This is a genomic window from Streptomyces sp. NBC_00440 (genome assembly GCF_036014215.1).
GTDB lineage: Bacteria > Actinomycetota > Actinomycetes > Streptomycetales > Streptomycetaceae > Streptomyces.
Window position 1 is genome coordinate 3,291,573 of the sequence record NZ_CP107921.1, and the last position, 21,559, is coordinate 3,313,131.

The following is a 21,559-nucleotide window of genomic DNA, read 5'->3' on the forward strand; positions in this document are numbered from 1 at the left end:
GCCGCACAGGCCGCGCAGGCCGTCCTCAGGGCGGACCGCCGCCGATGGTTCGCTCTCGCCATCGTGATGACGGCGGCCTTCATGGACCTTGTCGACGTCACGATCGTCAACATCGCGATCCCGTCCATCCAGAAGGACACCGGCGCCTCGTTCGGCCAGATCCAGTGGATCACCGCCGGCTACGCGCTCGCCTTCGCCGCCGGGCTGATCACGGGCGGCCGGCTCGGCGACATCCACGGCCGCAAGAAGCTCTTCCTCATCGGGATAGGCGGCTTCACGCTGGCCTCCGCACTGTGCGGCTTCGCGGCCAGCCCCGAAATGCTGGTCGCCTCACGCATCCTGCAGGGCGCGATGGCGGCGCTGATGGTGCCGCAGGTGCTCTCGATCGTGCACGCCACCTTCCCGGCGGAGGAGCGCGGCAAGGTTTTCGGGCTGTTCGGCGCGGTCATCGGCCTGGGCGCGGTCTCCGGCCCGCTGCTCGGCGCGCTGCTCACCGAGTGGAACATCGCCGGTCTGGAGTGGCGCCCGATCTTCCTGATCAACCTGCCGGTCGGGCTGATCGGGCTGCTGCTCGGGCGCAGGTTCATCAGCGAGTCCAAGGCCCCGAAGGCCCTCCGGCTGGACATCGTCGGTGTGCTGCTCGTCGTGGTGGGCCTGCTGATGCTGCTCTATCCGCTGACGCGCGGCCGTGAGCTGGGCTGGCCGGTCTGGGGTTACGTCTTGATGGCGGGCAGCGTCGTGGTGTTCGGCGGGCTGGTCGCGTACGAGCGGGTGAAGGCGCGGAAGGACGGTTCGCCGCTGGTCGAGCTGGAGCTGTTCAAGGTGAAGAGCTTCGCGGCCGGTATCGCGGTACAGGCCACGTTCGGTGTGGCGCTGGGCATCTTCTTCCTGGTCTGGACGCTGTACATGCAGATCGGCCTCGGCTGGAGCGCGCTGCGGGCCGGGACCACGGGGATCCCGTTCTCGGTCGCGGTCTCGGCTGCCGCCGGTATCTCCGTACAGAAGCTGGTGCCGCGCTTCGGCCGCAAGGTGCTCCAGACGGGCGCGCTGCTGATGGCGGCCGGACTGCTGCTCTACATCTGGGAGGCGGACCGGTACGGGACGGCGATCGCGTCCTGGCAGATGGCGCTGCCGCTGGTGGTCATGGGGATCGGCATGGGGCTGATCGTCGCGCCGCTGACGGACGCGGTGCTCGCGGACGTCCCGAAGGAACACGCCGGGTCGGCCTCCGGGCTGATCAACACCGTTCAGCAAATGGGCAATGCGCTGGGGCTCGGTCTGGTGTCCGTGGTGTTCTTCGGCTCGATCAGCGACCGGCCGGCACCGAGTGCGACCGGGCCCGCCTTCGTCCACGCGTTCATGCACTCGCTGTGGTGGGTGGTCGGGGTGCTCGGTGTGATCTTCCTGCTGATGTTCGCCCTGCCGAAGCGGGCGCCCGCGGGCAGCGGAAAGGACATCGGCGCGGACACCACCCCGGGCATCAAGGGGGACGACCTCTACACGGACTCCGACGCGGGCGGGCCCCTCGGGGAACCGGCCTCAGCGGAACCGGCGCTCAGCGTCTGAGCGAACAGCCGCCGACACGACCCGGGCCGGCATGAGTCGGCCCGGGTCCAACCGATCGCCGGACGGCGCCACAGCAGGCGCTGTCCGGCGATCGGACATCCAACAAGTGACAGCGTGACGGTGCGGGCAGGCGTGCGGGCGGGCAGCTCACGCCGCCGCGTCGAAGCCCACGTCGTCGGCCATCTTCTTCAGTTCGAGCAGCGCGTGCTTCTCGATCTGGCGGATCCGCTCACGTGTCAGCCCGTGCTCCTTGCCGACCTCGGTCAGCGTCCGCTCCCGGCCGTCGTCGATACCGAAGCGCATCTTGATGATCGAAGCGGTGCGGTGATCGAGCCTGCCGATCAGTTCGTCGAGCTCCTCGCTGCGCAGCAGCGTCATCACGGACTGCTCGGGCGACACCGCCGACGTGTCCTCCAGGAGGTCACCGAACTGCGTCTCGCCCTGGTCGTCCACCGGCATGTTCAGACTGACCGGGTCGCGGGCCCAGTCCAGCACATCGCTCACACGCTGCGGCTTGGCGTCCAGCTCGGCGGCGATCTCCTCGTGCTCCGGGTCGCGGCCGTGCTCGCGGTTGAACTCGCGCTGGACACGGCGGATCCGGCCCAGCTCCTCCACCAGGTGGACAGGGAGCCGGATGGTGCGCGACTGATCGGCTATCGACCGGGTGATGGCCTGCCGGATCCACCAGGTCGCATACGTGGAGAACTTGAAGCCCTTGGCGTAGTCGAACTTCTCGACCGCGCGCACCAGACCCGCGTTGCCCTCCTGGATCAGGTCGAGCAGCGGCAGACCGGCTCGCGGATAGCGGCGGGCCACAGCGACGACCAGCCGCAGGTTGGACCGGATGAAGACGTCCTTGGCGCGCTCCCCGGCGGCAACCAGCGCCTCCAGCTCCTCATGCGAGGCCCCACCCGCCTCACTCTGCACGGAACCGTCAAGAACCTGCTGGGCGTACACCCCGGCCTCGATGGTCTGGGACAGCTCGACCTCTTTTTCGGCGTCGAGCAGTGGCGTACGTGCGATTTCGTCGAGGTACATGCCGACCAGGTCGCGGTCGGCGATCTCCCCGCCTACGGCGCGAACGCTGCTTGCCCGGTCGGATCGACGGGCGACGGCACGGGTTGCCATGCGTGCTCCCTAACGTGAGTAACGTGATGAGGTCGCGAATCAGTGGCTCGGTGTGGTGCGGAACACCCTCTCCGGTGTCCTGCATCTGATGGAAACAACGACTGGAATCCGGACAGAATTCCCATGACGCGCTCTGTTTTTAGTGATCATGCAGTACCCTGTCCGGCCACCAAGGGAGACCGGATGCCTGCGCAGGGTACGGAAATGCAGGTCAGGCCTGGCAAGGAGGCGGATCTCCAGGACCTCACCGACCTTTACAACCACTACGTCCGTGAGACTGCGATCACATTTGACACGAATGTCTTCACCCCCGAGGAACGCCGTCCGTGGCTGCTCTCCCACCCTGAAGACGGCCCACACCGGCTGCTGGTTGCGCAGGAGGTACCGTCTGCCCGGATTCTGGGGTACGCAACCAGCAGCGCATTCCGGCCGAAGGCCGCGTACGCCACGTCCGTCGAGGTGACCGTGTACTGCGCCCCCGGCACAGCGGGGCGCGGAATCGGCACGATGCTCTACAAGGCGCTGTTCGAGGCGCTGGCCGACGAGGACGTCCACCGGGCGTACGCCGGCATCACCATGCCCAACGAGGCATCCGCCGCACTGCACGCCCGCTTCGGCTTCACGCCGGTGGGCACGTACCGCGAGGTCGGCCGGAAGTTCGGCGTGTACCACGACGTCGCCTGGTACGAGAAGGAACTCGGCGGGAGGTAGCCCGGCCCGGCGGGCAGGAACCGGGCTACCTCCCGAGGAACCCCGGCGGGCGGGAACCGGGCCGGCCGGAGGCACCCCGGCAGGGCAGGCTCTCGACGGCCGAGCACTCTCAACGGCCGGGCAGGCTCTCGACGCGGGCCGCGCCCGGCCCCTGCCACCACACCCCGATCCCGGCCGGCAGCCCCTACCCGAACTGCACCGACCGCTTCGCCAGCCCCATCCAGAAGCCGTCGATCACGTCGCGCCGGCTCTCCAGCCCGTCCCCCGCCGCCCCGAGCGTCACGAACAGCGGCGCGAAGTGCTCGGTACGGGGATGGGCGAGCCGCCCGGACGGGGACTTGTGCTCGAAGTCGAGCAGCGCGTCGATGTCCTGCGCCGCCATCGCCTCCCGCCCCCAGGCGTCGAACTCGGCGGACCAGCCGGGGACGCCCTCGTGCCGCAGCGCGGCCAGGTTGTGGGTGAAGAAGCCGCTGCCGACGATCAGCACGCCTTCGTCCCGCAGCGGGGCGAGCCTGCGCCCGATGTCCATCAGCTTCCGCGGGTCGAGCGTCGGCATGGAGATCTGGAGTACGGGTATGCCGGCGTCCGGGAACATCTCGACCAGCGGGACGTACGCACCGTGGTCGAGGCCCCGGTCCGGGACGCCCTGGACCGGATGACCGGCGCCGCGCAGCAACTTCCTTACGTTCTCGGCCAGCAGGGGCGCACCGGGAGCGTCGTACCGCACCGCGTAGTACCGCTCGGGAAATCCCCAGAAGTCATGAACAAGGGGGACTGTCTCGGTCGCACCGAGCGCCAGCGGGGCATCCTCCCAGTGCGCGGAGACCATCAGAATGGCCTTGGGGCGTGGCAGACCGGCGGACCAGTCGGCGAGCTGGCCCGGCCAGACCGGATCATCGGCGAGCGGTGGCGCGCCATGGGAGAGATAGAGGGCGGGCATACGTTCGGGGGCGATGGCGGTCATGGGCGACAACTCCATTAATTGAAGTCTCAAGCACTTACTCGGGACCAGACCTTAGCCGCATCTAGTTTAATATTCAAGAAAGAGTCGTACAGTGGAGCACATGACCTCGGCACCGCCCCCTGACGAACCGCGCTGGCTCAGCGACGAGGAGCAGCGCATCTGGCGCGCGTACCTCCATGCCACCACGCTCCTGGAGGATCACCTCGACCGCCAGTTGCAGCGGGACGCCGGGATGCCGCACATCTACTACGGGCTCCTCGTGAAGCTCTCCCAGGCGCCCCGGCGGCGGATGCGGATGACCGAGCTGGCGATGGACGCGAAGATCACCCGCTCCCGGCTCTCGCACGCGATAGCACGGCTGGAGCGGAACGGCTGGGTGCGCCGCGAGGACTGCCCGTCCGACAAGCGCGGCCAGAACGCGGTCCTGACGCCCGCCGGTACGAAGGTGCTGGAGCGGACCGCACCCGGCCATGTCGATGCCGTACGGCAGGCACTGTTCGACCGGCTCTCGCCCGAACAGATCGGCCAGCTCGGCGAGATCATGCGGGTGATGGCCGAAGGACTCCAGCCACAGGGCGAGGACGCGGATCTGCCCTGGCTCCGCTGACGCCTCCACTGCTGAGACGCGCCTGCGAAACCAGGGCAGACTTTCCGTACCGGATCAGACCTCCCGTACGGGGTCGGACGACCTTCCGTACCGGGTCAGACCTCCCGCGCCGGATCAGACCTCCCGCGCCGGGCGACGACCTGGCTCAGTGCGCGATCACCGGGATCCGCACCTCGTCCTCGACCGCGCCGGAGTCCCCGGAACCGGAGCCCGATGCCGTCGGAGTGACCGAGGGGCGACCGGCGTTGATGAACGTCAGCGCGATCGCCGAGGCGATCGCGAGGATGCCGACCGCCACCCAGATCGCGTTCGTGTAGCCGTGCACCAGCGCCTGGGCCTGGATCAGCTTCGGGTTGCCGCCGGCCGCCGCGTGCCCCACGAGGTACGCGGTGGTGGCGGAGGCGGCGATCGTGTTGAGCAGCGCCGTACCGATCGCGCCACCCACCTGCTGCGAGGTGTTGACCATCGCCGACGCGACACCCGCGTCACGCGGTGCGATGCCGTGCGTGGCGAGCGACATGGCGGGCATGAACGCCGTACCCATGCCGAGGCCCAGCAGCACCACGCCCGGCAGGATCACCGTGGCGTACGAGGAACCGACCTCGATACGGGTCAGCAGCAGCATCCCGACAGCCGCGACGGCGAAGCCGGGACCCATCAGGAACCGGGCGGGCACCCGGGTCATCAGCCGGGCGCCGATCTGCGTGGAGCCCGTGACCATGGCGGCGACCATCGGCAGGAAGGCGAAGCCGGTCCTGACCGAGGAGTAGCCCTGCACGACCTGGAGGTAGTACGTCAGGAAGAGGAAGAGACCGAACATCCCGATGATGGCCAGGCCGAGCGAGGCGTAGATGCCACCGCGGTTGCGGTCGGCGACCACGCGCAGCGGCAGCAGCGGGGCCTTGACCTTCGACTCGACGGCGACGAACGCACCGAGCAGGACGACGGTGGCGACGAACAGGCCGATCGTGACCGGGTCGGACCAGCCGTCGGACGCGGCGCGTGTGAAGCCGTACACCAGCGAGACCAGACCCGTCGTGGAGAGCAGGACACCGGGGATGTCCAGCGGCGAACGGTTGCGGCCGCCCGCGGACTCACGGATCACGAAGTACGCACCGAGCGCGGCGACAGCGGCGAACGGGATGTTCACGAAGAACGTCCAGCGCCAGTCCAGGTACTCGGTGAGGAATCCGCCGAGCAGCAGGCCCACGGCGCCACCACCACCGGCGATGGCTCCGAAGATGCCGAACGCCTTGGCGCGCTCCTTGGCATCGGTGAAGGTCACGGCGAGCAGCGACAGGGCGGCCGGTGCGAGCAGCGCGCCGAAGACGCCCTGCGCGGCGCGGGAGGTGAGCAGCATCGCCTCGTTGGCGGCGGCACCGCCGACGGCGGACGCCGCGGCGAAGCCGAGCAGCCCGATGACGAAGGCCCGCTTACGGCCCCACAGGTCGCCGATGCGGCCGCCGAAGAGCAGGAGCCCGCCGAAGGCGAGGGCGTAGGCCGTGATGACCCACTGCTTGTTGGCGTCCGAGATGCCCAGGTCGACCTGGGCGTGCGGCAGCGCGATGTTCACGATCGTCGCGTCGAGCACCACCATCAGCTGCGCCAGGGCGATGAAGACGAGCGCTTTCCAGCGATTGGGATCAGGGAGTGATATGTCGGGAGTTTTCGACATGGATGTTGACATGGTGGTAGCCACCTAGGTGCGGAGAGGTCAGAACGGAAGTCGAGAGAGCCCCCGCGGGCGTGCGCCTCGCGGGTGCGCGTTCAACGCGTGGGCGTTCAACGGGTGTACGTCTAGCGGGTGTGCGCTCCGGGCGTGCGCTTCAGCGGCGTACGCGGGCGTCGGGCATCGAGGTCAGGCGTGCATCGGGCGTCCTGTTCAGGCGTCGTGATCAAACGTCGAGATCGAGCATCGTGTTCAAACGGCGTGCAGGCTTCGGTGTGTTCAAGCGCGTGTTCTAGCGGGTGTTCAAGCTGGTGTTCAGCGTGTGTTCAAGCGTGGGGCCCGGGCATTACGGCTGCGTTACGACGGCCGACGCAGGTCTTCAAGAGTCGCCGGTGACCCAGGAAGTACCGTCCGCGCCGAGGCCTGAAGCCCGTCGAGGAACAGCTGCAGATGCCGGTGGACGAAGCGGTCGAGACCCAGGCAGCCCGCGCCCGGCAGTGGCCGGGTGAGCTGGGAGAGGGCGACGAACAGATCCCCGACGGCGACGTCGGAGCGCAGTTGCCCTTCCTCGCGCGCACGGCCCATGAGGTCCTCCACGGACTCCGAGAGCCGGTCGCGCGCCGCCATGATCTCCGTGTCCGCGCGGTCGAAGCCGTCCGAGAGCATCGGGCAGAGCGCACCGATCTTCTCTTCGGCCGCCGCGTGCACAAAACGACGGAGAGCGGCGAAACTGTCGGGTTCTTCGGCGATGGCCGCCTCCACCTGGTCCGCGACGCGGGCCATGACGGAGAGAACCACATGCCGGAAGAGTTCGATCCGGTCGGGGAAGTTGCGGTAGAGCGTGGCGTTGCCGACGCCGGCCCGGCGGGCGATCTCGTCGAGCGGCACATCCGGCCCGTACTCCACGAACATCTCACGCGCGGCCGACACGATCCGCTCCCGGTTGCGCAGGGCGTCGGCCCTGGTGCGCGGCCGGACGGCGGTGGCGGTTTCCACGGCGCTTCCCTTCCCTTTCCCGATATCCCGGTCTGTTTCTGCCGATCCATCCCCGTCCCCGATCGATCGCGGACGGTTCCGGTTCGTTCCCGGACAGTTCTGGTTCCCGTAACCGGGGAGGGTGTCCCCGGTTCGCTGTGACACCGGTTCAAACGGGGAAACGGTCCCCAGTTATTTCCCGCGCCACGTGTGACCTGCATCACGCCCCAAGCGCCCGGAATGTCCACGATCGGCCCACCCAGCGCGCGCCCTCGCCGCGCCCGACACAGGGTGATCGAACGAGTGCAGCTCGGAACCGTCGGCTGCCGCGGCCCGAAGGCGAAGGCATGCATCAGACCCGCCCCAGGTCGAGCGGCAGCCCCTCAGGCCGTTCACAGACCCCCCGCTACCGGATACGTTCCCCCCGCCGTCCGCTGGCCGTCGTCACCCTGGCCGCGCTCGCACTGGCCGCGCTGACCTCGGGCAGCACCACCCTGATCCAGCGGACCCCGCCGGGCGGCCCCGCGGCCACCACCGGCCGGCTCGCCGTACGCGCCGACTCCGCCGTATCGCTCGGCCCGTGCCGGATCGGCGGGGCGCTGGGCGTCCAGATGTCCGAGGGACTGCCCACCGCACCGGGCTACGCCCGCTCGACCGGGTCCATCCACGCCCTCACGCTCATGGTCGACTTCCCGGACGCGCATGGGTCCGAGCCCGCGATGAAGCGGTACGGCGAGTTCTTCCCGCAGACCTCGAACTGGTACCGCACGAGCTCCTACGGGCGGCTCAACTACCACCCCGAGGCCCCCGTCAAGCGCTGGCTGCGGATGCCGTCGCCGTTCAGCTCGTACGGAATACAGCGGGGCTCCCCCTACCAGCCGGGCTACCGGCGGCTCGCCCAGGACATCGCGAAGGCCGCCGACCGGCAGGTGGATTTCCGCAAGTACGACCTGATCAACGTGCTGGCCACCCCGAACGCGGGCCCTTCCGCGCTGGACACCGTGCTCTCGGTGACGTTCTCCGGCAACGACGAGGCGCCCGTCGCGGACGGCGTCAAGCTCTCCAACATGTCGTTCATCTACAGCCGTCAGGACGACGGATCGGGTTCGTACGACCGCACCGGCTACCGCGTCCTGCCGCACGAGAACGGCCACACCTTCGGCCTCCCCGACCTCTACACCTCCAGCGGCGGCGGCTCGGTCGGGCACTGGGACATCATGTCCGAGGACTGGGGGGCCAACAACGACATGCTGGGCTGGCACAAGTGGAAGCTCGGCTGGCTGGACGACAACCAGGTCAGCTGCGCGTCGACGCCCGGCACCCACGAGGCGGCGCTCTCCCCGCTGGAGGAGCGCGGCGGCACCAAGCTGGCGGTGATCCCGATGTCCGAGTCCGCCGCCTATGTGGTCGAGGTCAGGACCCGGGCGGGCAACGACGACGCGGTGTGCCGTCCGGGGGTACTCGTCTACCGCGTCGACGGCGACGTCGACACCGGCCAGGGCCCGGTCTCCGTCCGGGACAGCACCCCGGACAGCGGCGGCTGCACCCTGCGCGCCAATGTGCAGGCCGAACTGTCGGACGCCCCGTACACGGTGGGCCAGACCTTCACCGACGCGGCGCACGGGATCATCATCAAGATCACCGGCAAGGACAAGTCCGGGGACTACCGGGTACGCATCACCCGCTCCTGACGCGCACCTGACGCACCTACGCGCCTGACGTTCCTGACGCGCCCCGCCGTACCTGACCGACCGGTCCCCCAGCCCCCCCCCTTCGCGGCGGTTCAGTCCGCCCGCGACACCTGCGACACCTGCTCCTGGACGGGCCCGCGCAGCTCGCGCTTGAGCACCTTGCCCGTCGCGTTGCGCGGCAGCGGCTCCGCCCGTGCGAAGACATACGCGGGGACCTTGAAAGCGGCCAGCGTCTCCCCGACATGCGCCCGGAGCACGTCAGGCGTGGCCTCGCTGCCGTCCCGCAGCTGCACCACGGCGGCGACCTCCTCGCCGAGGACCGGGTGCGCGACCCCGAGCACGGCCGCGTCGAGCACATCGGGATGCGCGTGCAGAGCGGCCTCCACCTCGACGCAGTACACGTTCTCGCCGCCCCTGACGACCATGTCCTTGATCCGGTCCACGACGTTGACCCGCCCCTCGTGGACGGTCGCGAGGTCCCCGGTCCTGAACCAGCCGTCCTGGAAGGCGGCCGCGGTGGCCTCGGGGGCGTTCCAGTACCCGCGGACGAGCGCCTGCCCGCGCAGCCACAGCTCACCGATGTCGCCGTCGCCCAGCGCCCGGCCCGACCGGTCCGCGATGCGCACCTCGGTGGCGGGCGTCGGGCGGCCGACGCTCTCCGGGTGGGCGCGGTACTCGGCTCCGAAGTTCGCCAGTACGCCGCCGCAGGTCTCCGTCAGCCCATATCCGTTCCGGGGCTCGATCCGCCCGCCGTGCCGGGCCACGACCGTGCGTACAAGATCGGGCGGGGCGGCGGCACCTCCGGTGCTGAGCATGACCAGACTCTCCAGGCCGTCGCCGCTGCGCTCGGCCGCGTCGAGCAGTTGCAGCGCGGTGGCGGGCACGCCCGCGTAGAACGTGACGCCATGCGCACGGATGGCGGTCAGGGCCTTCTCCGCGTCCCACTTCCGCATCAGGACGAGGGTGCCGCCGGCGGACATCGCCGCGTAAACGCTGGTGAAGGCGGCCACATGGAAGAAGGGGAAGGTCATCAGTGCCACCGGCGCGGGCCCCTGACCGGGAACCGTGCCGCGCGCCAGTGCGGAGGCGGCAGCGTGGTAGAGGGGGTTCATCATGGCGCCGACCTGCGCCAGATGCGTCGCCACCGCGCCCTTGGGACGGCCTGTGGTGCCCGAGGTGTAGATGATCGTGGCGTCGTCCTCGGGGCGGACCTCCACGTCGGGCGGACCGAGCGCGGGGTCGGCGGCGGGCAGCTCGTCGTAGCGCTCAAAACGCTCGTACGCGGTCTCGGTTCCTGTCTCGGTTCCGGTCTCGCTTCCGGTTCCGCTTCCGTCGTGGTGGAAGGCGACGATCCACGGCCCGGCGTCCCCGTCCGGCTCCGCCCGCTGTCGCTCGGCCCACGGCAGGACCCGCCCCAGCCGTTCACCGTCGACCAGCAGCACACGGGGCCGGCAGTCGTCCAGGGCGTACGTGAACTCGTCCTCGGTCCACCAGGCGTTGAGCGGTACGGCGACGAGCCCGGCCAACTCGGCGGCCCAGAAGGCGATCTGCCACTCGGGATGGTTCCGCATCGCGACCACCGCACGGTCACCCGGCAGGAGCCCGTACATGTCCACGAACCGCCGGGCGAGCGCGGAGGCGGCCGCGAAGAACTCGCCATAGGTGTACGTGCCGCTCTCGGCGACGAGGAACGGCTGGTCCCCGAAGGCCCAGACGGCTTCGACGAACTCCCGCAGGGTGCGGGGCCCACTCGCGTACACCGGAGAACCGTCCTCCGCGGCGACCACGGCGAAGGGGGCGCCGGGAGCACACAGCGTGGCTTCGACGGCGGCGGGGCCGGGGCCGGAAGCAGGAGCAGGGACGGCTTGGGCGGCGGGGTCGTGCGAAGCAGTGGGGGGCTCGGTCTGCGGCACTGAAGTCCCTCTCTAAGCGCTTGCTCAGTCCCCTGGGACGCTATGCCCGCATCTGCACCGGGTCAAGAAGAAGCACACCCCGGCCTCCAGCGCCCCACCGCCCAAAGGAAATCCGCGTCACCGCGTCACCGCGTCACCGCGTCAGGGTGGCGCAGACCGCCTTCCCGCCGCCGACCTCGTTGCGCACGGCAACGGTACGGGCGAGCCGCTGGACCATCGGCCAGCCGAACCCACCGTTACGCCCGGCCAGGTCGGGGGTGCGGTCCTGCGGATGGGCCGGGCTGGGATCCACGACGGCGACTTCGACACTGCACCGGTCGGCCCTGAGCCGCAGGACGGTCACGCCTCCGGCATGACGCAGGGCGTTGGTGACGAGTTCGGAGACCAAGAGGACCAGATTCTGCGACACGTGCGCGGGCGGCGCGGGATGCAGCCCGGCGAGAAACCTGAAGGCAGCCTCCCGGGCATCGGCCGCGAGACGCGGCTGACAGATCCAGTCGACGGACTGACGGCCATCGACGTCGACACCGACACCGACACCGAGGCTCCGCTCGCCGAATTCCTGATGCACCTGATGCATATGACTCACCCGCCTATAGAAGCGCCCTTCTTGGCGCGTCTGTTGATCTCCGTGTAGCTGCGCGCTTACCCCAGCCGAGAGGATCCAGCGGAAATGCCCGCCATTCACTCACATGCAGGAACACGCATGGAGCAGAAAGGGCAGGGAACCAGAGACCCCAGCCGCCTGAGGCACGACGGCACCGGGGGGGCAGCGAACGAGACAGACGCGAAGCGAACCTGGGGCCGACCTAAGGGAGATACACGGACAAACCACCACACCCTTCTCCGCTCCTGCCCTGAGGGGATTGAAACCTCGGCCTCCGGGCAGGAGCGGACATTGAACGGGGTCCGCTACTTGGGGAGGCTGAAAGACATGACGCAGACATTCGCTCATGCCGCCACGACTGAGTCGGCACCTGCTGAGCCGGTATCTGCCGAGCCGGCACTTACCGCTGCCGCACCGGCGCCGCCGGAGGTGGGAGATCTCCCCTGGATCGAGGATGCGGGGAAGGTCGCACCGAAGGACGCACGAGCGCTTTCCAAAATCTTTTTCGACCAGCTCCAGGTCCTCGAAGAGGGCACGCACGAATACCAGTACGCCCGCAACACCCTTATTGAAATGAACCTTTCGCTGGTGAGGTTCGCGGCGAGCCGCTTCCGTCACCGCGGCAGCGGCGAGATGGAAGACATCAACCAGGTCGGCACGATCGGTCTCATCAAGGCCATCGACCGGTTCGATCTGTCTCGCGAAGTTGAATTCACCACATTTGCTGTTCCTTACATCGTCGGCGAGATCAAGCGCTTCTTCCGTGACACCAGCTGGGCGGTCCATGTCCCGCGCAGGCTGCAGGAGTTGCGGGTCGAGATCGCCAAGGGGAAGGAAAAGTTGGCGGTCGAGCTCGACCGCGATCCGACCGTCGCCGAACTCGCCAGGCACCTCCAGCTCACCGAGGAGGAGATCGTCGAAGGCATCGTCGCGAGCAACGGCTACACCGCCGGTTCGCTGGACATGCCCAACGAGTCGACCGGCGACGGCCAGGCCACCAAGAGCGGCCGCACCTTCGCCGACGTCCTGGGCGAGGCCGACCCGGCGATGGAGACGGTCGAGGACCTGCACGCCCTGGCACCGCTGCTGAGCAAGCTGGACAGCCGCGAACGCCGCATCGTGGAGATGCGCTTCGGCGAGGAGCTGACCCAGTCCCAGATCGGCGAGAAGCTGGGCATCTCCCAGATGCACGTCTCCCGCCTCCTGTCGCGCATCCTGAAGAGCCTGCGCAGCGGAATGCTGGTCGAGGAGTAACCCGCACCCACGATCCGCACAGCGGTGTGTGGTGCACCCGGTCGCCACCAGCCCCGAGCCCCGGGCACACCACGCACCGCACACTGGGCCCACCCCACCCGGAGGGCCCAGTGGCGTCCCCCTCACCGCCCCGGCCCCGCCACTGAACGGGCCGCGGACGGCGAAGGCAGGACGCACAAGACCCGCCGACTCCGCATCCGGTACCCTGTCGGGGTCGGTCAGTGGCTGACGGCTCGCCTTCGTAGCTCAGGGGATAGAGCACCGCTCTCCTAAAGCGGGTGTCGCAGGTTCGAATCCTGCCGGGGGCACCAGGTCAAAGGCCCCTCACTTACGGAAATCCGTAGGTGAGGGGCCTTTGACATCTACTTTTGACATCAACGGGCACGGTCACTGACGACCGGGACGCCTATTGAGCAGCCGGTCCATGTGGCTGATGGCCTCGCGCTGCGTGTCCTGCACAACGTGCGTATACACGTCCATGGTCATGCTGATCTGACTGTGGCCAAGGATCTCCATCACCACCCGGGGCGCGACTCCGGCCGCCGTGAGGAGCGTCGCCGTTCCGTGGCGGGCGTCGTGCAGCCGGACCACGCGCAGCCCGGCGGACTGGGCGACGCGGGTGAAGGAGCGGTAGACATTCCTCGGCTCGACCTGGTGACCGGTACGGGTGGTGAAGACATAGTCGGAGTCCTGCCACCCCTCCCCCGCCTTGACGCGTGCAGCCGCCTGACGCATCCGGTGCCAGCGCAACGGGGCGATGCACAGCGCGGGCAGCGGAACGGTTCGACGGCGACGGCTCTTGGGATCGTCATCGTAGAGAACCCCACGGCGCCGCTGGGTCTGCTGCCGCACGTAGAGGACGCGGCTGTCGAGGTCGACGTCCGACCAGCGGAGCCCGATCAACTCACCCCGCCGAAGGCCCATCGCGATAGCGAGCACAAATGCCGCGTAGAGCGGGTCCTCACGGGCCGCGGCGAGGAAGTCGAGCGTCTCGTCCAGGGTCCACGGGCTCAGCTCCCGCGCCTTGTTCTGAGGCGGCTCGACGAGCTTCGCGACGTTGCGCGTGATCAGCTCCTCGCGGCATGCGGAGGAGAGCGCCGACCGCAGAACACGATGCGCCTCCTTGGCCGTCGCCGCGGTGGTCTGTTCCTCCAGGCGGACGAGGAAGCGCCGGACGTCGGTGACGCCGAGGGATTCGAGCCGCTTGGTGCCGAGCATGGGCACCAGGTACAGGCGGACGTGCGACTCGTACTTGTCGTACGTGCTGAGCTTCCGCCGTGGCTTGACCACGTTGCCCAGCCAGTACGGGAGCCACTCGGACAACTTCGCCGAGCGGGTGGTCACGGGCACGCCGTGATCCACCTTGGTGAGCAGTTCCCGGCGCTTGGTGTCGCACTCGGTCCAGGTCTTGCCGTAGGCGAACTTGCGGGCGCGGGTGCCGTCGGGCTGGAGGACGTAGACGGCGGCCTGGTAGCGGCCGTCCTTGCGCTGGGTGATGGTGCCGGCGCCGTTGGGGTTGCGCTTGCGCTGGGTGGCCATCAGGCCGCCTCCTCGATCTGGTCGACGATGAAGTCCCTCACGGCGTCGGCGGGAATGCGCCGAGATCGCCCGATGGTGATCGAGGACAGTTGGCGCGAGCGGATGAGGTCGTAGACCGTGGAGCGTCCGACCCGGAGCCGTGCCATGACCTCCGGCACGGTGAGCAGTTCGGCGGTGGCGGTGGTCATGCGGTGGCTCCTTCCAGGGCGCGTTGGTCACGTAGGGCTTCGCGGGCGGTTTCGCGGTTGAGGCGGATGTCGCGGGCGATGGAGGCGGCGAGGGCGGCTTCGCCGGGGGTGTGGCCCTGTCCTGCGTACTGCCAGGAGGCGAGGACGAGGACCGTGTCCGGCTTAAAGGTGTCGAGGCCGCGGGCGGTGCGTTCCTCGGCGGCCCGATACTCGGCGCGCGTACGGCGGAGGTCGCCGAGGGTGGTCGAGTAACGGCGGGACTTGGTGGAGAAGTGCCCGCGGAAGCCGAGCATGTGGGCCCAGGCCGTCAGACGCCGGTCGGGGTAGAGCGGGTTCAGGTCGAAGCAGGCTTCGACGAGGCGCCGGGGGTGGTCGGGGACGCCGAGGAGCACGAGAGCTTCCCGGTTGCCGATGCGGCGGTCGAGGCTGCCGGTGGTCTCGGCGGCCTTGGTGGCGTACTTGGCGATGTAGGACGCGACTGCCTGTTCCGTGATGTCGGAGCCGTCTCCGAACGCCTTCACGGGCCGGATGTCGAGCTGGGTGCCCCAGCGCAGCCGGCGGGCGGGCTGGTCTCCGGCGGCGGGGACGGTGACAGTCGTGTACGGGTGGGCGGCGGCGGCCTGGATGGCGCGGGTGAGGAGTTCGGTGGTGGCCCAGGGCGGGGGCGCGGTGTCGGGGCCGTCCGGGCCGTCGAGGCGGACCACGGCGTGGAAGTGGAGGGCGCCGCGCTTCTGGAACTCGGCCACCTTCCCGTACGAGAGCCGGACGGCTGCCTTCAACTCCCGCTGCGACAGCCCGGCGTGGGCAGCGATCTCGCGACGGAGGCGCGTGGTGAAGCGTTGCCAGAGCTGCCCGGCGTGGTTGTTGAAGAGCACGGCGCACGCGTAGTCGTAGGTGCCCGGGTCGAGTGGTGTGCCGAGGGCCGGGTCGTCGTCGGTGTGGTGGGCGCCGCAGCGGCAGGGCCGAACTCCGGGGCGGTTGTGGACAGGGCCGAAGGACGGAGCGGTGAGGGTGAGGAAGACGCGGGGGTGGTCGCGGACGTCGGCGGGGATGTCGCGGCGATCGTCTCCAGCGAGTCCGGCGCGGATGAGGTGGTAGGTGTCTCCGGCGTAGGTCCAGGCGCAGGCCGGGCAGCGGGAGGCGCGGCGGTTGCCGCAGGCGAGGCGGAGCCGCCCGCCCGGCTCGGTGGCGGTGGAGTAGCGGTGGAGGGTCTCGCCGGTCGCCTTGTCCCGGGTGAGGGTCCAGCCGGTGAGGTGGATGGGCTGGGAGCAGCCGCTCGTACGGTGAATCTGTTCCTGCCAGCGGTCGAAGCCCGGAGCGCCGGCCACCCGGAGTGCGTCGGTCAGGGTGACCGGGTCCAGGCCCGCGGCGGATGCGGTGTCGGTCATCATGGGGTGTTCCTTGCGAGGTCTGTGGGTCGGTTTCTGCGAATCGAGTTCTGCGGATCGGGCAGGGGACGCGGCTCCCGGGCGAACGAGACTTGGCGGTTGAGGCCGCCCGGGGGCCGGTCAGCGCTGGCGTCGACCGCCGTTGAGGAGCGAGCGCAGGACCACGGCGCAGACCGCGATCGAGGCGGCGCTCACGGCGACGGCCAGGAGCAAAGAGACGAGGACCGTCCCGACGACCAGGACGAGCCCGGTCCCACCGGCGACGACGGTGACGAGACCGGCCGGTGTGAGGCGGACGGCCGGGGCCTGGACATGGGTCGCGGAGGCGACGGGCGCCGGGGTGTTGTGGTGGGGCGCGGGCTGGATGTCGGCGGTCGTGGTCGTCCGGAGGGGCGGGGTGACGAGGCCGGTCGGCAGCGGGTTGACGGGGATGCGTGAGCGGAACATGGGCTGTCTCCCTACTTGTTGATGACGTTGTCGATGAGCGGGGCGAGGACGCTGTCGGCGAGGAGGTAGCCGCCGAGGAGGACCACGGCGACGAGCCACCAGGGCGGGCGGACGAGCTTGATACCGAGGGCGCCGACGACGATCAGCGCGAGCCAGAGCGGGACGTGCATGGGGCGGGTCTCCTACGAGGTCAGCGGGCGCCGCAGCGGTGTGTGCGGGCGGCGAGTTGGGCGGCGGACGCGCTGGTGTACTCGGCGGACCAGCCGCAGCCGTCGGCCGTGCACGCGGCGGCGTGCTTGGTGCGTCCCCGCCGGTCGCGGTGGGTGCCGAGCTGCACGGGTCCGATCCGCATGACGGAGTGGAAGTGGTCGCGTGCGGGCATCGCTCAGACCTCCCTGGTGAAGTCGGCGGCGTGGTCGTCGAGCCACTGGCGGATCTCGTCCGACTCGAACTCGTCGGCGGTGGCGATCACTCGTTCTGCGGTGGCCACGGCGTCGACGAGGCGGTTGTCGCGGGTCAGTTCGGCGGCGCGCTCCAGGGCGTGCAGGGTTGAGTTGCGCATGGTCGGTCTCCTTGTCCGTCAGGCGAGTTGGGCGGCGATGGCATCGGCCATCGAGGGCGGGACACCGAGGCGGGCGCGCAGGGTGCCGGGGTCGATCGGCGTACCGGTGCGGGCGTGGTGGTCGTCGGCGACCTTGCGGGCATGGGCGACCAAGGCGGGGGGCACGGTCACGGCAGCGGGCGCGGGTGTTGGCTCGGGAGGCGCGTCCGGCTCCGGTACCGGTTCGACGGCCGGCAGAGCCGGGGCCGGGGTGGAGTCGGCGGCGGGCTCCCGCTCGACGTCGGTGCTGCCTGCCGAGGGTTCGGCGTCGTCCGCGGCGGATTCCTCCGCAAGGGGTTCCCCGTCTGCCTGGCCCGTGGCGGTGTGGACGAGGAGTGTGCCGCCGAGGAACGCGAGGGCGGGCCATCCGGCGACGAGGATGCGCAGCCAGCCCGGGACGTGGTCGAGGTCGAGCAGGCCCGCGGTGGCAACGTTCGCGCCGAGTGACGCGGCCAGGGCGATGGTGAACCACGTCCAGGCCGAGCGGGCGGGGGCGCCGGCGGCGCGCAGGGTGCGAAGGCGGCTCCACGCGGCGACGAGGAGCAGGTCGACGGAGACCGGGTAGGCCCACGCCTTCCAGCCCGCTTGTCCGGCGGCCCCGGCCAGGTCGTGCAGGTGGGCGAAGGACAGGGAACCGGCGATCACGGCCTGTACGAGGACGGCGTCCGGGCGGAGTGTGGGGCGCATCGCGGGACCTCCTTCCGGTTTCGGGCATGGGAGGGGTAGGGACGTGGCGTGAGGCGGTCACGCCAGCCGGATGGGCCAGGGGTGTGTCAGGCCGGGGCCGACGCGGATTCGACCGCCGAGGCGGGGGTCTTGGCGAGGCTCGGCAGCACCGGGCGGAAGGCGCTCAGCGCGGGGATCTCCGGGGTGCGGTGCGCGTGGTGGTTCGCGATGTTCACGGCCCGCCGGAGGGTGAGGTGCGGGGTGCGGATGCGGACCCAGCCGCCGGAGGAGTCACCGGCGACGGCGGTGCCGGGGCGGTCGGTGCGGATCTGGATGGTGGCGAGGACGGCGTCCGGGGCGATATCGCCGAAGGCCATGTTCGCCGAGGTCTCGTCGTTGACGCGGTGGGCCGTGCGGGCGGTGAGCTGGGCGCGGAGCATCGTGATGCCCTTGCCGAGTTCGGAGCCGAAGCGCTGGCCACATATCTCCAGGTAGATCCCGGCGGCGCGGCCGAGCTGGGCGAGCCGGATGAGGGAGGTGATGATCCGGTCGCGGCGCTTCTCTTCCTCCTTCGTGGCGAACAGGGCGAGTTCGGCGACTTCATCGACCAGCAGCACGATCGGGGTGGGCCGGAGGTGGTCGGGCAGGTCCCAGATGTCGGCGGTTACCTCTGCGTCCGGCACGTCCGCGCTCAGCCGTTGTTCGCGGCGGATGGTCTGGTAGACCTCCTCCATGTGTCCGACCAGCGCATCCAGGAGCTCCGCTGCGGTGTCGGGGTTGTCGGCCAGGGCAGTGAACCGGCGTGCCAGCGGAGCGAGTTCCACACCTTGCTTGCAGTCGATCCCGACGAGGGCGACGTCCAGCGCCGCGAGGCCGGCCACGAGATTGCGTTGGTAGACGGACTTGCCGGACTGAGTGGCGCCGACGTTCAGCGCGTGCGGGGTCTGGCGGTAGTCGCGGCAGTAGACCTCCCCGTCCTCCCGCACAGCGACCGGGACCCGCATCACCCCGCCCCCGGCAGCATGGGCGGGCATCCGCACGCGCTTGAGAACGTCGTAGCCGGTCATCCGCAGTTCCACCACTCCCGAGCGGACTTCCCGGGCGGTGACGTTCTGCATGACCCACGAGTGCCGCAGCCGGTCGGACGCGGCGGAGAAGTCGAACGCGTCCTGACCGGGACGGAGTTTGACTCGCATCACCAGCCCGGTACGGGTCGGCCACAGCCGCAGAATCCTGGGCGCCCGGGACTCAGGGACCGGCCGGTTCGTCATACGTGCCAGTGCCAGGCGCCAGCGTGAAGGCGGGACGGTCAGCCCGCACGCGTCCGTGACCGACACGTACCGGATCAGGACTCGCATCACCGCGAGCAGCACACCGAAGGTCATCCAGTACCAGGCCGGACGCTGCCACCGCAGCAACAGCGCGACCGTGATGACGAGGCTTAAGGCGACCGCCCAGGCGGTCATGATCAGGCCGCCTTCGAGTCGGAGAGCGAGGTCACGGCGACCGCCCGGAAGCTGATGCCGTGCCGCTTCTGGCCGTTGAACTCGTTCTCCCACGGGCGGGCGACGACACCGGTCAGGGCGACCGGGGTGCCCATCGTCAGCTCGCTGGAGACGCCGGTCTGGGGCACGGTCAGGCTGAGGATCTCAGCGTTGCCGTCCATGACGAACATGACGTCGACGGTCATCAGGGTGGTGCCGGTCTCGCGGTCGGTGGCGACCTCGCCGGTCTGGCGGTTCGCGATCTTCGGGGCCGGCGGCTGAGCGACCATCATCATCGCGGTGGACGTGTCGACGGGGATCTGACGCATGAGCTACTCCTGTGAAAGTCCTGAACTCCTTCACTTATGTACATGAGTGACATGAAGAAGAGTGCCCGACTCCTATACATGAGTCAACCCGCCGCGAGAAGAAATCACGGCGGGCTGCGAGAAGTTGAGCGAGCGTCAGTCGGCGGCGGGGATTCGGTAGCTGAAAACGAACTGGTCAGCGGCCATGAGGGTGTCGCAGACCTCCACGACCCGCCCCTCCTCCGTCACCGCGTCCCGGACCAGATGGATGACGGGTGCACCAGAGCTCAGGGCCAGTTCGGACGACTCGGCCTTGGTCGCCGGCCGCGCCTGGAGCGTCTCCACGAACTCGGCGAAGGTGTGGCCGTCGCCCTCCAGGCGGGCGTAGATGCCGCCGGGGCCGGGGTTCTCGGCGAACAGCTCCGGGATGTCCTTCACGACATCCCACGGCAGGTAGGAGGTGGCGGTCTCGACGGGCACCCCGTTGCGGAAGTACAGCCGCCGCCGCGCGAGCACCTGCGTACCGGCGTCGACCCCGAGCCGCTCGGCGATCTCCTCGGGCGCTTCCGTCGGCCCGATGAAGAGGACGCTCACCTTCGCGGTCGCCCCGGACTTCTCCGACTCCGCCAGGTACGCCGCCTTGCCCCCGCGGCGGTGGGAGGCCCGGAAACGGTCGGAGGACCGCAACCGTACGGGCGGCCGGTCCTTCACGATCGAGCCCTTCCCGTGCCGGGTGTCCACCAGCCCGCTCGCCCGCACCTCCGCCATCGCCTTGCGGATCGTGCCCCCGGACACGCCGTAGCGCTCTACCAGCTCCGACTCGCTGGGCACGAGATCCCCGGGCTTGAGGACACCGGCCCGGATCTGCTGCACGATCTCATCGGCGATCTGAACGTACCGAGGTACGGACCGGCCACCTCCTACGGGAGTTCCCACAGTCCTACTCACTCTCCTATGCTCCTGTAGATGAGTAACAGCGTCCGCGATCCCCAGTCAACGCCACTGCACTCCGTGTCCGTCGCGGGAGTGGTCGTACGCGAGGACGGGCGCCTCCTGGCGATCCGCCGAGCGGACAACGGAACGTGGGAGCTTCCCGGAGGAGTGCTCGAACTGGACGAGTCACCAGAAGCGGGCGTCGCCCGGGAAGTCCTGGAGGAGACCGGCATCCACGTCGAGGTCGACGAGCTGACCGGCGTCTACAAGAACACCATCCGCGGCATCGTCGCCCTGGTCTTCCGCTGCAAGCCGTCAGGTGGATACGAGCGAACCTCGGACGAGTCCACGGCCGTCGCCTGGCTCACCCCGGAAGAGGTCCAGGAGTGCATGGCCGAGGTCTACGCGATCCGCCTTCTGGACGCGCTCGACGGGGCAGGGCCGCACGTACGTAGCCATGACGGGCGCCGACTGATCACGACCCCGTGAGCGCGGAGCCGGTGCGGAGAATGAGCCGCGAGGAAGCAGTCCGACTGGCACGGCGCCTCATGGAAGCCGACATCGCGACCGAGGCGGGGGCAGACGAGCTGCTCGACGCGTTGGCGCGTGGATTGGCGTGTCCCCACGTCGCCGACTACATCTTCTGGGACTTCAATCCGAACCTGCCGGCGGAGAGGGTTGTCGACCGGGCGTTGGCATACAGGCCGATCGCCCTCTGAGAACTGGGGCACCCAAGTCACGTGAGTGACTGGTGCGGTAAGAGTTTCTCTACTTCATCAAGGCCCGCGCACGGCGCGGGCGCGCGCCGCCGGGCGCGGCCTGCCTCCTGTCTGCGCCACGGCTGGCCGCGCCCGGCGGCGCGCTGCGTGCTGCGGGCAGAAGGTGGGGAAACCCGCTGTGGCTGGGGCGGTCGGCTCCAC

24 protein-coding genes and 1 tRNA gene are annotated in these 21,559 nt (G+C 69.5%); 8 read left to right on the forward strand and 17 right to left on the reverse strand.

Translation table 11 applies throughout. The features are described from left to right. Positions 1 to 66: 66 nt before the first annotated feature. Positions 67 to 1,566 (forward strand): MFS transporter, encoded by a 1,500-nt coding sequence (locus tag OHB13_RS14665; RefSeq protein ID WP_328380288.1) that lies wholly within the window; start codon positions 67 to 69, stop codon positions 1,564 to 1,566. Positions 1,567 to 1,713: 147 nt separating this feature from the next. On the opposite strand, the gene OHB13_RS14670 is transcribed toward OHB13_RS14665, so the two are convergent. Then, positions 1,714 to 2,694 carry a sigma-70 family RNA polymerase sigma factor gene (locus tag OHB13_RS14670; protein ID WP_328377393.1) on the reverse strand — a complete coding sequence of 327 codons (981 nt, stop codon included), beginning with the start codon at positions 2,692 to 2,694 and terminating at the stop codon, positions 1,714 to 1,716. A gap of 183 nt (positions 2,695 to 2,877) precedes the next feature. Between OHB13_RS14670 and OHB13_RS14675 the strand changes: the two genes are divergently transcribed. Further along, the gene (locus tag OHB13_RS14675) at positions 2,878 to 3,405 is read left to right on the forward strand and encodes a GNAT family N-acetyltransferase (RefSeq protein ID WP_266855999.1); all 528 of its coding nucleotides are present in this window, start codon (positions 2,878 to 2,880) and stop codon (positions 3,403 to 3,405) included. 184 nt (positions 3,406 to 3,589) lie between these two features. On the opposite strand, the gene OHB13_RS14680 is transcribed toward OHB13_RS14675, so the two are convergent. After that, positions 3,590 to 4,369, reverse strand: a complete 780-nt coding sequence (locus OHB13_RS14680) for a dioxygenase family protein (protein WP_328377394.1) — start codon at positions 4,367 to 4,369, stop codon at positions 3,590 to 3,592. Between the two features lie 91 nt (positions 4,370 to 4,460). On the opposite strand from OHB13_RS14680, the gene OHB13_RS14685 reads away from it, so the two are divergent. Further along, positions 4,461 to 4,976: a MarR family winged helix-turn-helix transcriptional regulator gene (locus OHB13_RS14685; RefSeq protein ID WP_266855995.1), complete on the forward strand. Its 516-nt coding sequence runs from the start codon at positions 4,461 to 4,463 to the stop codon at positions 4,974 to 4,976. Between the two features lie 145 nt (positions 4,977 to 5,121). Here OHB13_RS14685 and OHB13_RS14690 read toward each other — a convergent pair whose 3' ends face one another. Both OHB13_RS14690 and OHB13_RS14695 read right to left on the reverse strand, forming a co-directional pair. Then, on the reverse strand, positions 5,122 to 6,651 hold the full coding sequence (locus tag OHB13_RS14690; protein WP_328377395.1) for an MFS transporter: 1,530 nt from the start codon (positions 6,649 to 6,651) through the stop codon (positions 5,122 to 5,124). Positions 6,652 to 7,002: 351 nt separating this feature from the next. Beyond that, on the reverse strand, positions 7,003 to 7,641 hold the full coding sequence (locus OHB13_RS14695) for a TetR/AcrR family transcriptional regulator (protein WP_266855992.1): 639 nt from the start codon (positions 7,639 to 7,641) through the stop codon (positions 7,003 to 7,005). 326 nt (positions 7,642 to 7,967) lie between these two features. Here OHB13_RS14695 and OHB13_RS14700 point away from each other — a divergent pair, with 326 nt between their 5' ends. After that, on the forward strand, positions 7,968 to 9,311 hold the full coding sequence (locus OHB13_RS14700; protein WP_266855990.1) for a M6 family metalloprotease domain-containing protein: 1,344 nt from the start codon (positions 7,968 to 7,970) through the stop codon (positions 9,309 to 9,311). 92 nt (positions 9,312 to 9,403) lie between these two features. Here OHB13_RS14700 and OHB13_RS14705 read toward each other — a convergent pair whose 3' ends face one another. Further along, positions 9,404 to 11,224, reverse strand: coding sequence for a class I adenylate-forming enzyme family protein (locus OHB13_RS14705; protein ID WP_328377396.1), 1,821 nt, complete (start codon positions 11,222 to 11,224; stop codon positions 9,404 to 9,406). Between the two features lie 133 nt (positions 11,225 to 11,357). Beyond that, positions 11,358 to 11,804, reverse strand: coding sequence for an ATP-binding protein (locus OHB13_RS14710; protein ID WP_328377397.1), 447 nt, complete (start codon positions 11,802 to 11,804; stop codon positions 11,358 to 11,360). 354 nt (positions 11,805 to 12,158) lie between these two features. Here OHB13_RS14710 and OHB13_RS14715 point away from each other — a divergent pair, with 354 nt between their 5' ends. Together OHB13_RS14715 and OHB13_RS14720 are read left to right on the forward strand one after the other, a co-directional pair. Continuing rightward, complete coding sequence (locus OHB13_RS14715) at positions 12,159 to 13,085, forward strand: RNA polymerase sigma factor SigF (protein WP_266855986.1); 927 nt, start codon at positions 12,159 to 12,161, stop codon at positions 13,083 to 13,085. A 235-nt stretch (positions 13,086 to 13,320) separates the two neighbouring features. After that, positions 13,321 to 13,396, forward strand: a tRNA-Arg gene (locus tag OHB13_RS14720). Between the two features lie 76 nt (positions 13,397 to 13,472). Here OHB13_RS14720 and OHB13_RS14725 read toward each other — a convergent pair. The 11 genes from OHB13_RS14725 to OHB13_RS14775 form a co-directional block, all read right to left on the reverse strand. Further along, complete coding sequence (locus OHB13_RS14725) at positions 13,473 to 14,624, reverse strand: tyrosine-type recombinase/integrase (RefSeq protein WP_328377398.1); 1,152 nt, start codon at positions 14,622 to 14,624, stop codon at positions 13,473 to 13,475. Next, positions 14,624 to 14,812 carry a helix-turn-helix domain-containing protein gene (locus tag OHB13_RS14730; RefSeq protein WP_328377399.1) on the reverse strand — a complete coding sequence of 63 codons (189 nt, stop codon included), beginning with the start codon at positions 14,810 to 14,812 and terminating at the stop codon, positions 14,624 to 14,626. The genes OHB13_RS14725 and OHB13_RS14730 overlap by 1 nt, the downstream gene beginning before the upstream one ends. Beyond that, positions 14,809 to 16,200: a replication initiator protein RepSA gene (gene repSA / locus OHB13_RS14735; RefSeq protein ID WP_328380289.1), complete on the reverse strand. Its 1,392-nt coding sequence runs from the start codon at positions 16,198 to 16,200 to the stop codon at positions 14,809 to 14,811. Before repSA ends, OHB13_RS14730 begins: the two co-directional genes overlap by 4 nt. Positions 16,201 to 16,320: 120 nt before the next feature. Continuing rightward, on the reverse strand, positions 16,321 to 16,647 hold the full coding sequence (locus tag OHB13_RS14740; protein ID WP_328377400.1) for a SpdD-like protein: 327 nt from the start codon (positions 16,645 to 16,647) through the stop codon (positions 16,321 to 16,323). 11 nt (positions 16,648 to 16,658) lie between these two features. Continuing rightward, complete coding sequence (locus OHB13_RS14745) at positions 16,659 to 16,817, reverse strand: hypothetical protein (protein ID WP_328377401.1); 159 nt, start codon at positions 16,815 to 16,817, stop codon at positions 16,659 to 16,661. Positions 16,818 to 16,837: 20 nt separating this feature from the next. Next, entirely contained in the window at positions 16,838 to 17,029 is a 192-nt protein-coding gene (locus OHB13_RS14750; RefSeq protein WP_328377402.1) for a mobile element transfer protein, read from the reverse strand. Between the two features lie 3 nt (positions 17,030 to 17,032). After that, a complete protein-coding gene (locus tag OHB13_RS14755) occupies positions 17,033 to 17,209 on the reverse strand; it encodes a hypothetical protein (protein WP_328377403.1) in 177 nt (58 codons plus the stop codon). A gap of 18 nt (positions 17,210 to 17,227) precedes the next feature. Beyond that, entirely contained in the window at positions 17,228 to 17,935 is a 708-nt protein-coding gene (locus OHB13_RS14760; protein WP_328377404.1) for a DUF2637 domain-containing protein, read from the reverse strand. Between the two features lie 86 nt (positions 17,936 to 18,021). Beyond that, positions 18,022 to 19,380, reverse strand: coding sequence for an FtsK/SpoIIIE domain-containing protein (locus OHB13_RS14765; RefSeq protein WP_328377405.1), 1,359 nt, complete (start codon positions 19,378 to 19,380; stop codon positions 18,022 to 18,024). 2 nt (positions 19,381 to 19,382) lie between these two features. Further along, entirely contained in the window at positions 19,383 to 19,727 is a 345-nt protein-coding gene (locus OHB13_RS14770) for an SCO3933 family regulatory protein (protein WP_328377406.1), read from the reverse strand. Positions 19,728 to 19,862: 135 nt separating this feature from the next. Continuing rightward, complete coding sequence (locus OHB13_RS14775; protein ID WP_328380290.1) at positions 19,863 to 20,642, reverse strand: GntR family transcriptional regulator; 780 nt, start codon at positions 20,640 to 20,642, stop codon at positions 19,863 to 19,865. Positions 20,643 to 20,672: 30 nt separating this feature from the next. Between OHB13_RS14775 and OHB13_RS14780 the strand changes: the two genes are divergently transcribed. After that, positions 20,673 to 21,128 (forward strand): NUDIX hydrolase, encoded by a 456-nt coding sequence (locus OHB13_RS14780; RefSeq protein ID WP_328377407.1) that lies wholly within the window; start codon positions 20,673 to 20,675, stop codon positions 21,126 to 21,128. Between the two features lie 20 nt (positions 21,129 to 21,148). Beyond that, positions 21,149 to 21,358, forward strand: coding sequence for an e9imm peptide (locus OHB13_RS14785; protein ID WP_328377408.1), 210 nt, complete (start codon positions 21,149 to 21,151; stop codon positions 21,356 to 21,358). Positions 21,359 to 21,559 lie beyond the last annotated feature (201 nt).

Coding starts and splice junctions, on each gene's coding strand:
- OHB13_RS14665 (WP_328380288.1), top strand. CDS start 67: ATGACGGCGGCCTTCATGGACCTTGTCGACGTCACGATCGTCAACATC.
- OHB13_RS14670 (WP_328377393.1), bottom strand. CDS start 2,694: ATGGCAACCCGTGCCGTCGCCCGTCGATCCGACCGGGCAAGCAGCGTT.
- OHB13_RS14675 (WP_266855999.1), top strand. CDS start 2,878: ATGCCTGCGCAGGGTACGGAAATGCAGGTCAGGCCTGGCAAGGAGGCG.
- OHB13_RS14680 (WP_328377394.1), bottom strand. CDS start 4,369: ATGACCGCCATCGCCCCCGAACGTATGCCCGCCCTCTATCTCTCCCAT.
- OHB13_RS14690 (WP_328377395.1), bottom strand. CDS start 6,651: ATGTCGAAAACTCCCGACATATCACTCCCTGATCCCAATCGCTGGAAA.
- OHB13_RS14700 (WP_266855990.1), top strand. CDS start 7,968: ATGCATCAGACCCGCCCCAGGTCGAGCGGCAGCCCCTCAGGCCGTTCA.
- OHB13_RS14710 (WP_328377397.1), bottom strand. CDS start 11,804: ATGCATCAGGTGCATCAGGAATTCGGCGAGCGGAGCCTCGGTGTCGGT.
- OHB13_RS14715 (WP_266855986.1), top strand. CDS start 12,159: ATGACGCAGACATTCGCTCATGCCGCCACGACTGAGTCGGCACCTGCT.
- OHB13_RS14725 (WP_328377398.1), bottom strand. CDS start 14,624: ATGGCCACCCAGCGCAAGCGCAACCCCAACGGCGCCGGCACCATCACC.
- OHB13_RS14730 (WP_328377399.1), bottom strand. CDS start 14,812: ATGACCACCGCCACCGCCGAACTGCTCACCGTGCCGGAGGTCATGGCA.
- repSA (WP_328380289.1), bottom strand. CDS start 16,200: ATGACCGACACCGCATCCGCCGCGGGCCTGGACCCGGTCACCCTGACC.
- OHB13_RS14740 (WP_328377400.1), bottom strand. CDS start 16,647: ATGTTCCGCTCACGCATCCCCGTCAACCCGCTGCCGACCGGCCTCGTC.
- OHB13_RS14745 (WP_328377401.1), bottom strand. CDS start 16,817: ATGCACGTCCCGCTCTGGCTCGCGCTGATCGTCGTCGGCGCCCTCGGT.
- OHB13_RS14750 (WP_328377402.1), bottom strand. CDS start 17,029: ATGCCCGCACGCGACCACTTCCACTCCGTCATGCGGATCGGACCCGTG.
- OHB13_RS14755 (WP_328377403.1), bottom strand. CDS start 17,209: ATGCGCAACTCAACCCTGCACGCCCTGGAGCGCGCCGCCGAACTGACC.
- OHB13_RS14760 (WP_328377404.1), bottom strand. CDS start 17,935: ATGCGCCCCACACTCCGCCCGGACGCCGTCCTCGTACAGGCCGTGATC.
- OHB13_RS14765 (WP_328377405.1), bottom strand. CDS start 19,380: ATGACCGCCTGGGCGGTCGCCTTAAGCCTCGTCATCACGGTCGCGCTG.
- OHB13_RS14770 (WP_328377406.1), bottom strand. CDS start 19,727: ATGCGTCAGATCCCCGTCGACACGTCCACCGCGATGATGATGGTCGCT.
- OHB13_RS14780 (WP_328377407.1), top strand. CDS start 20,673: ATGAGTAACAGCGTCCGCGATCCCCAGTCAACGCCACTGCACTCCGTG.
- OHB13_RS14785 (WP_328377408.1), top strand. CDS start 21,149: ATGAGCCGCGAGGAAGCAGTCCGACTGGCACGGCGCCTCATGGAAGCC.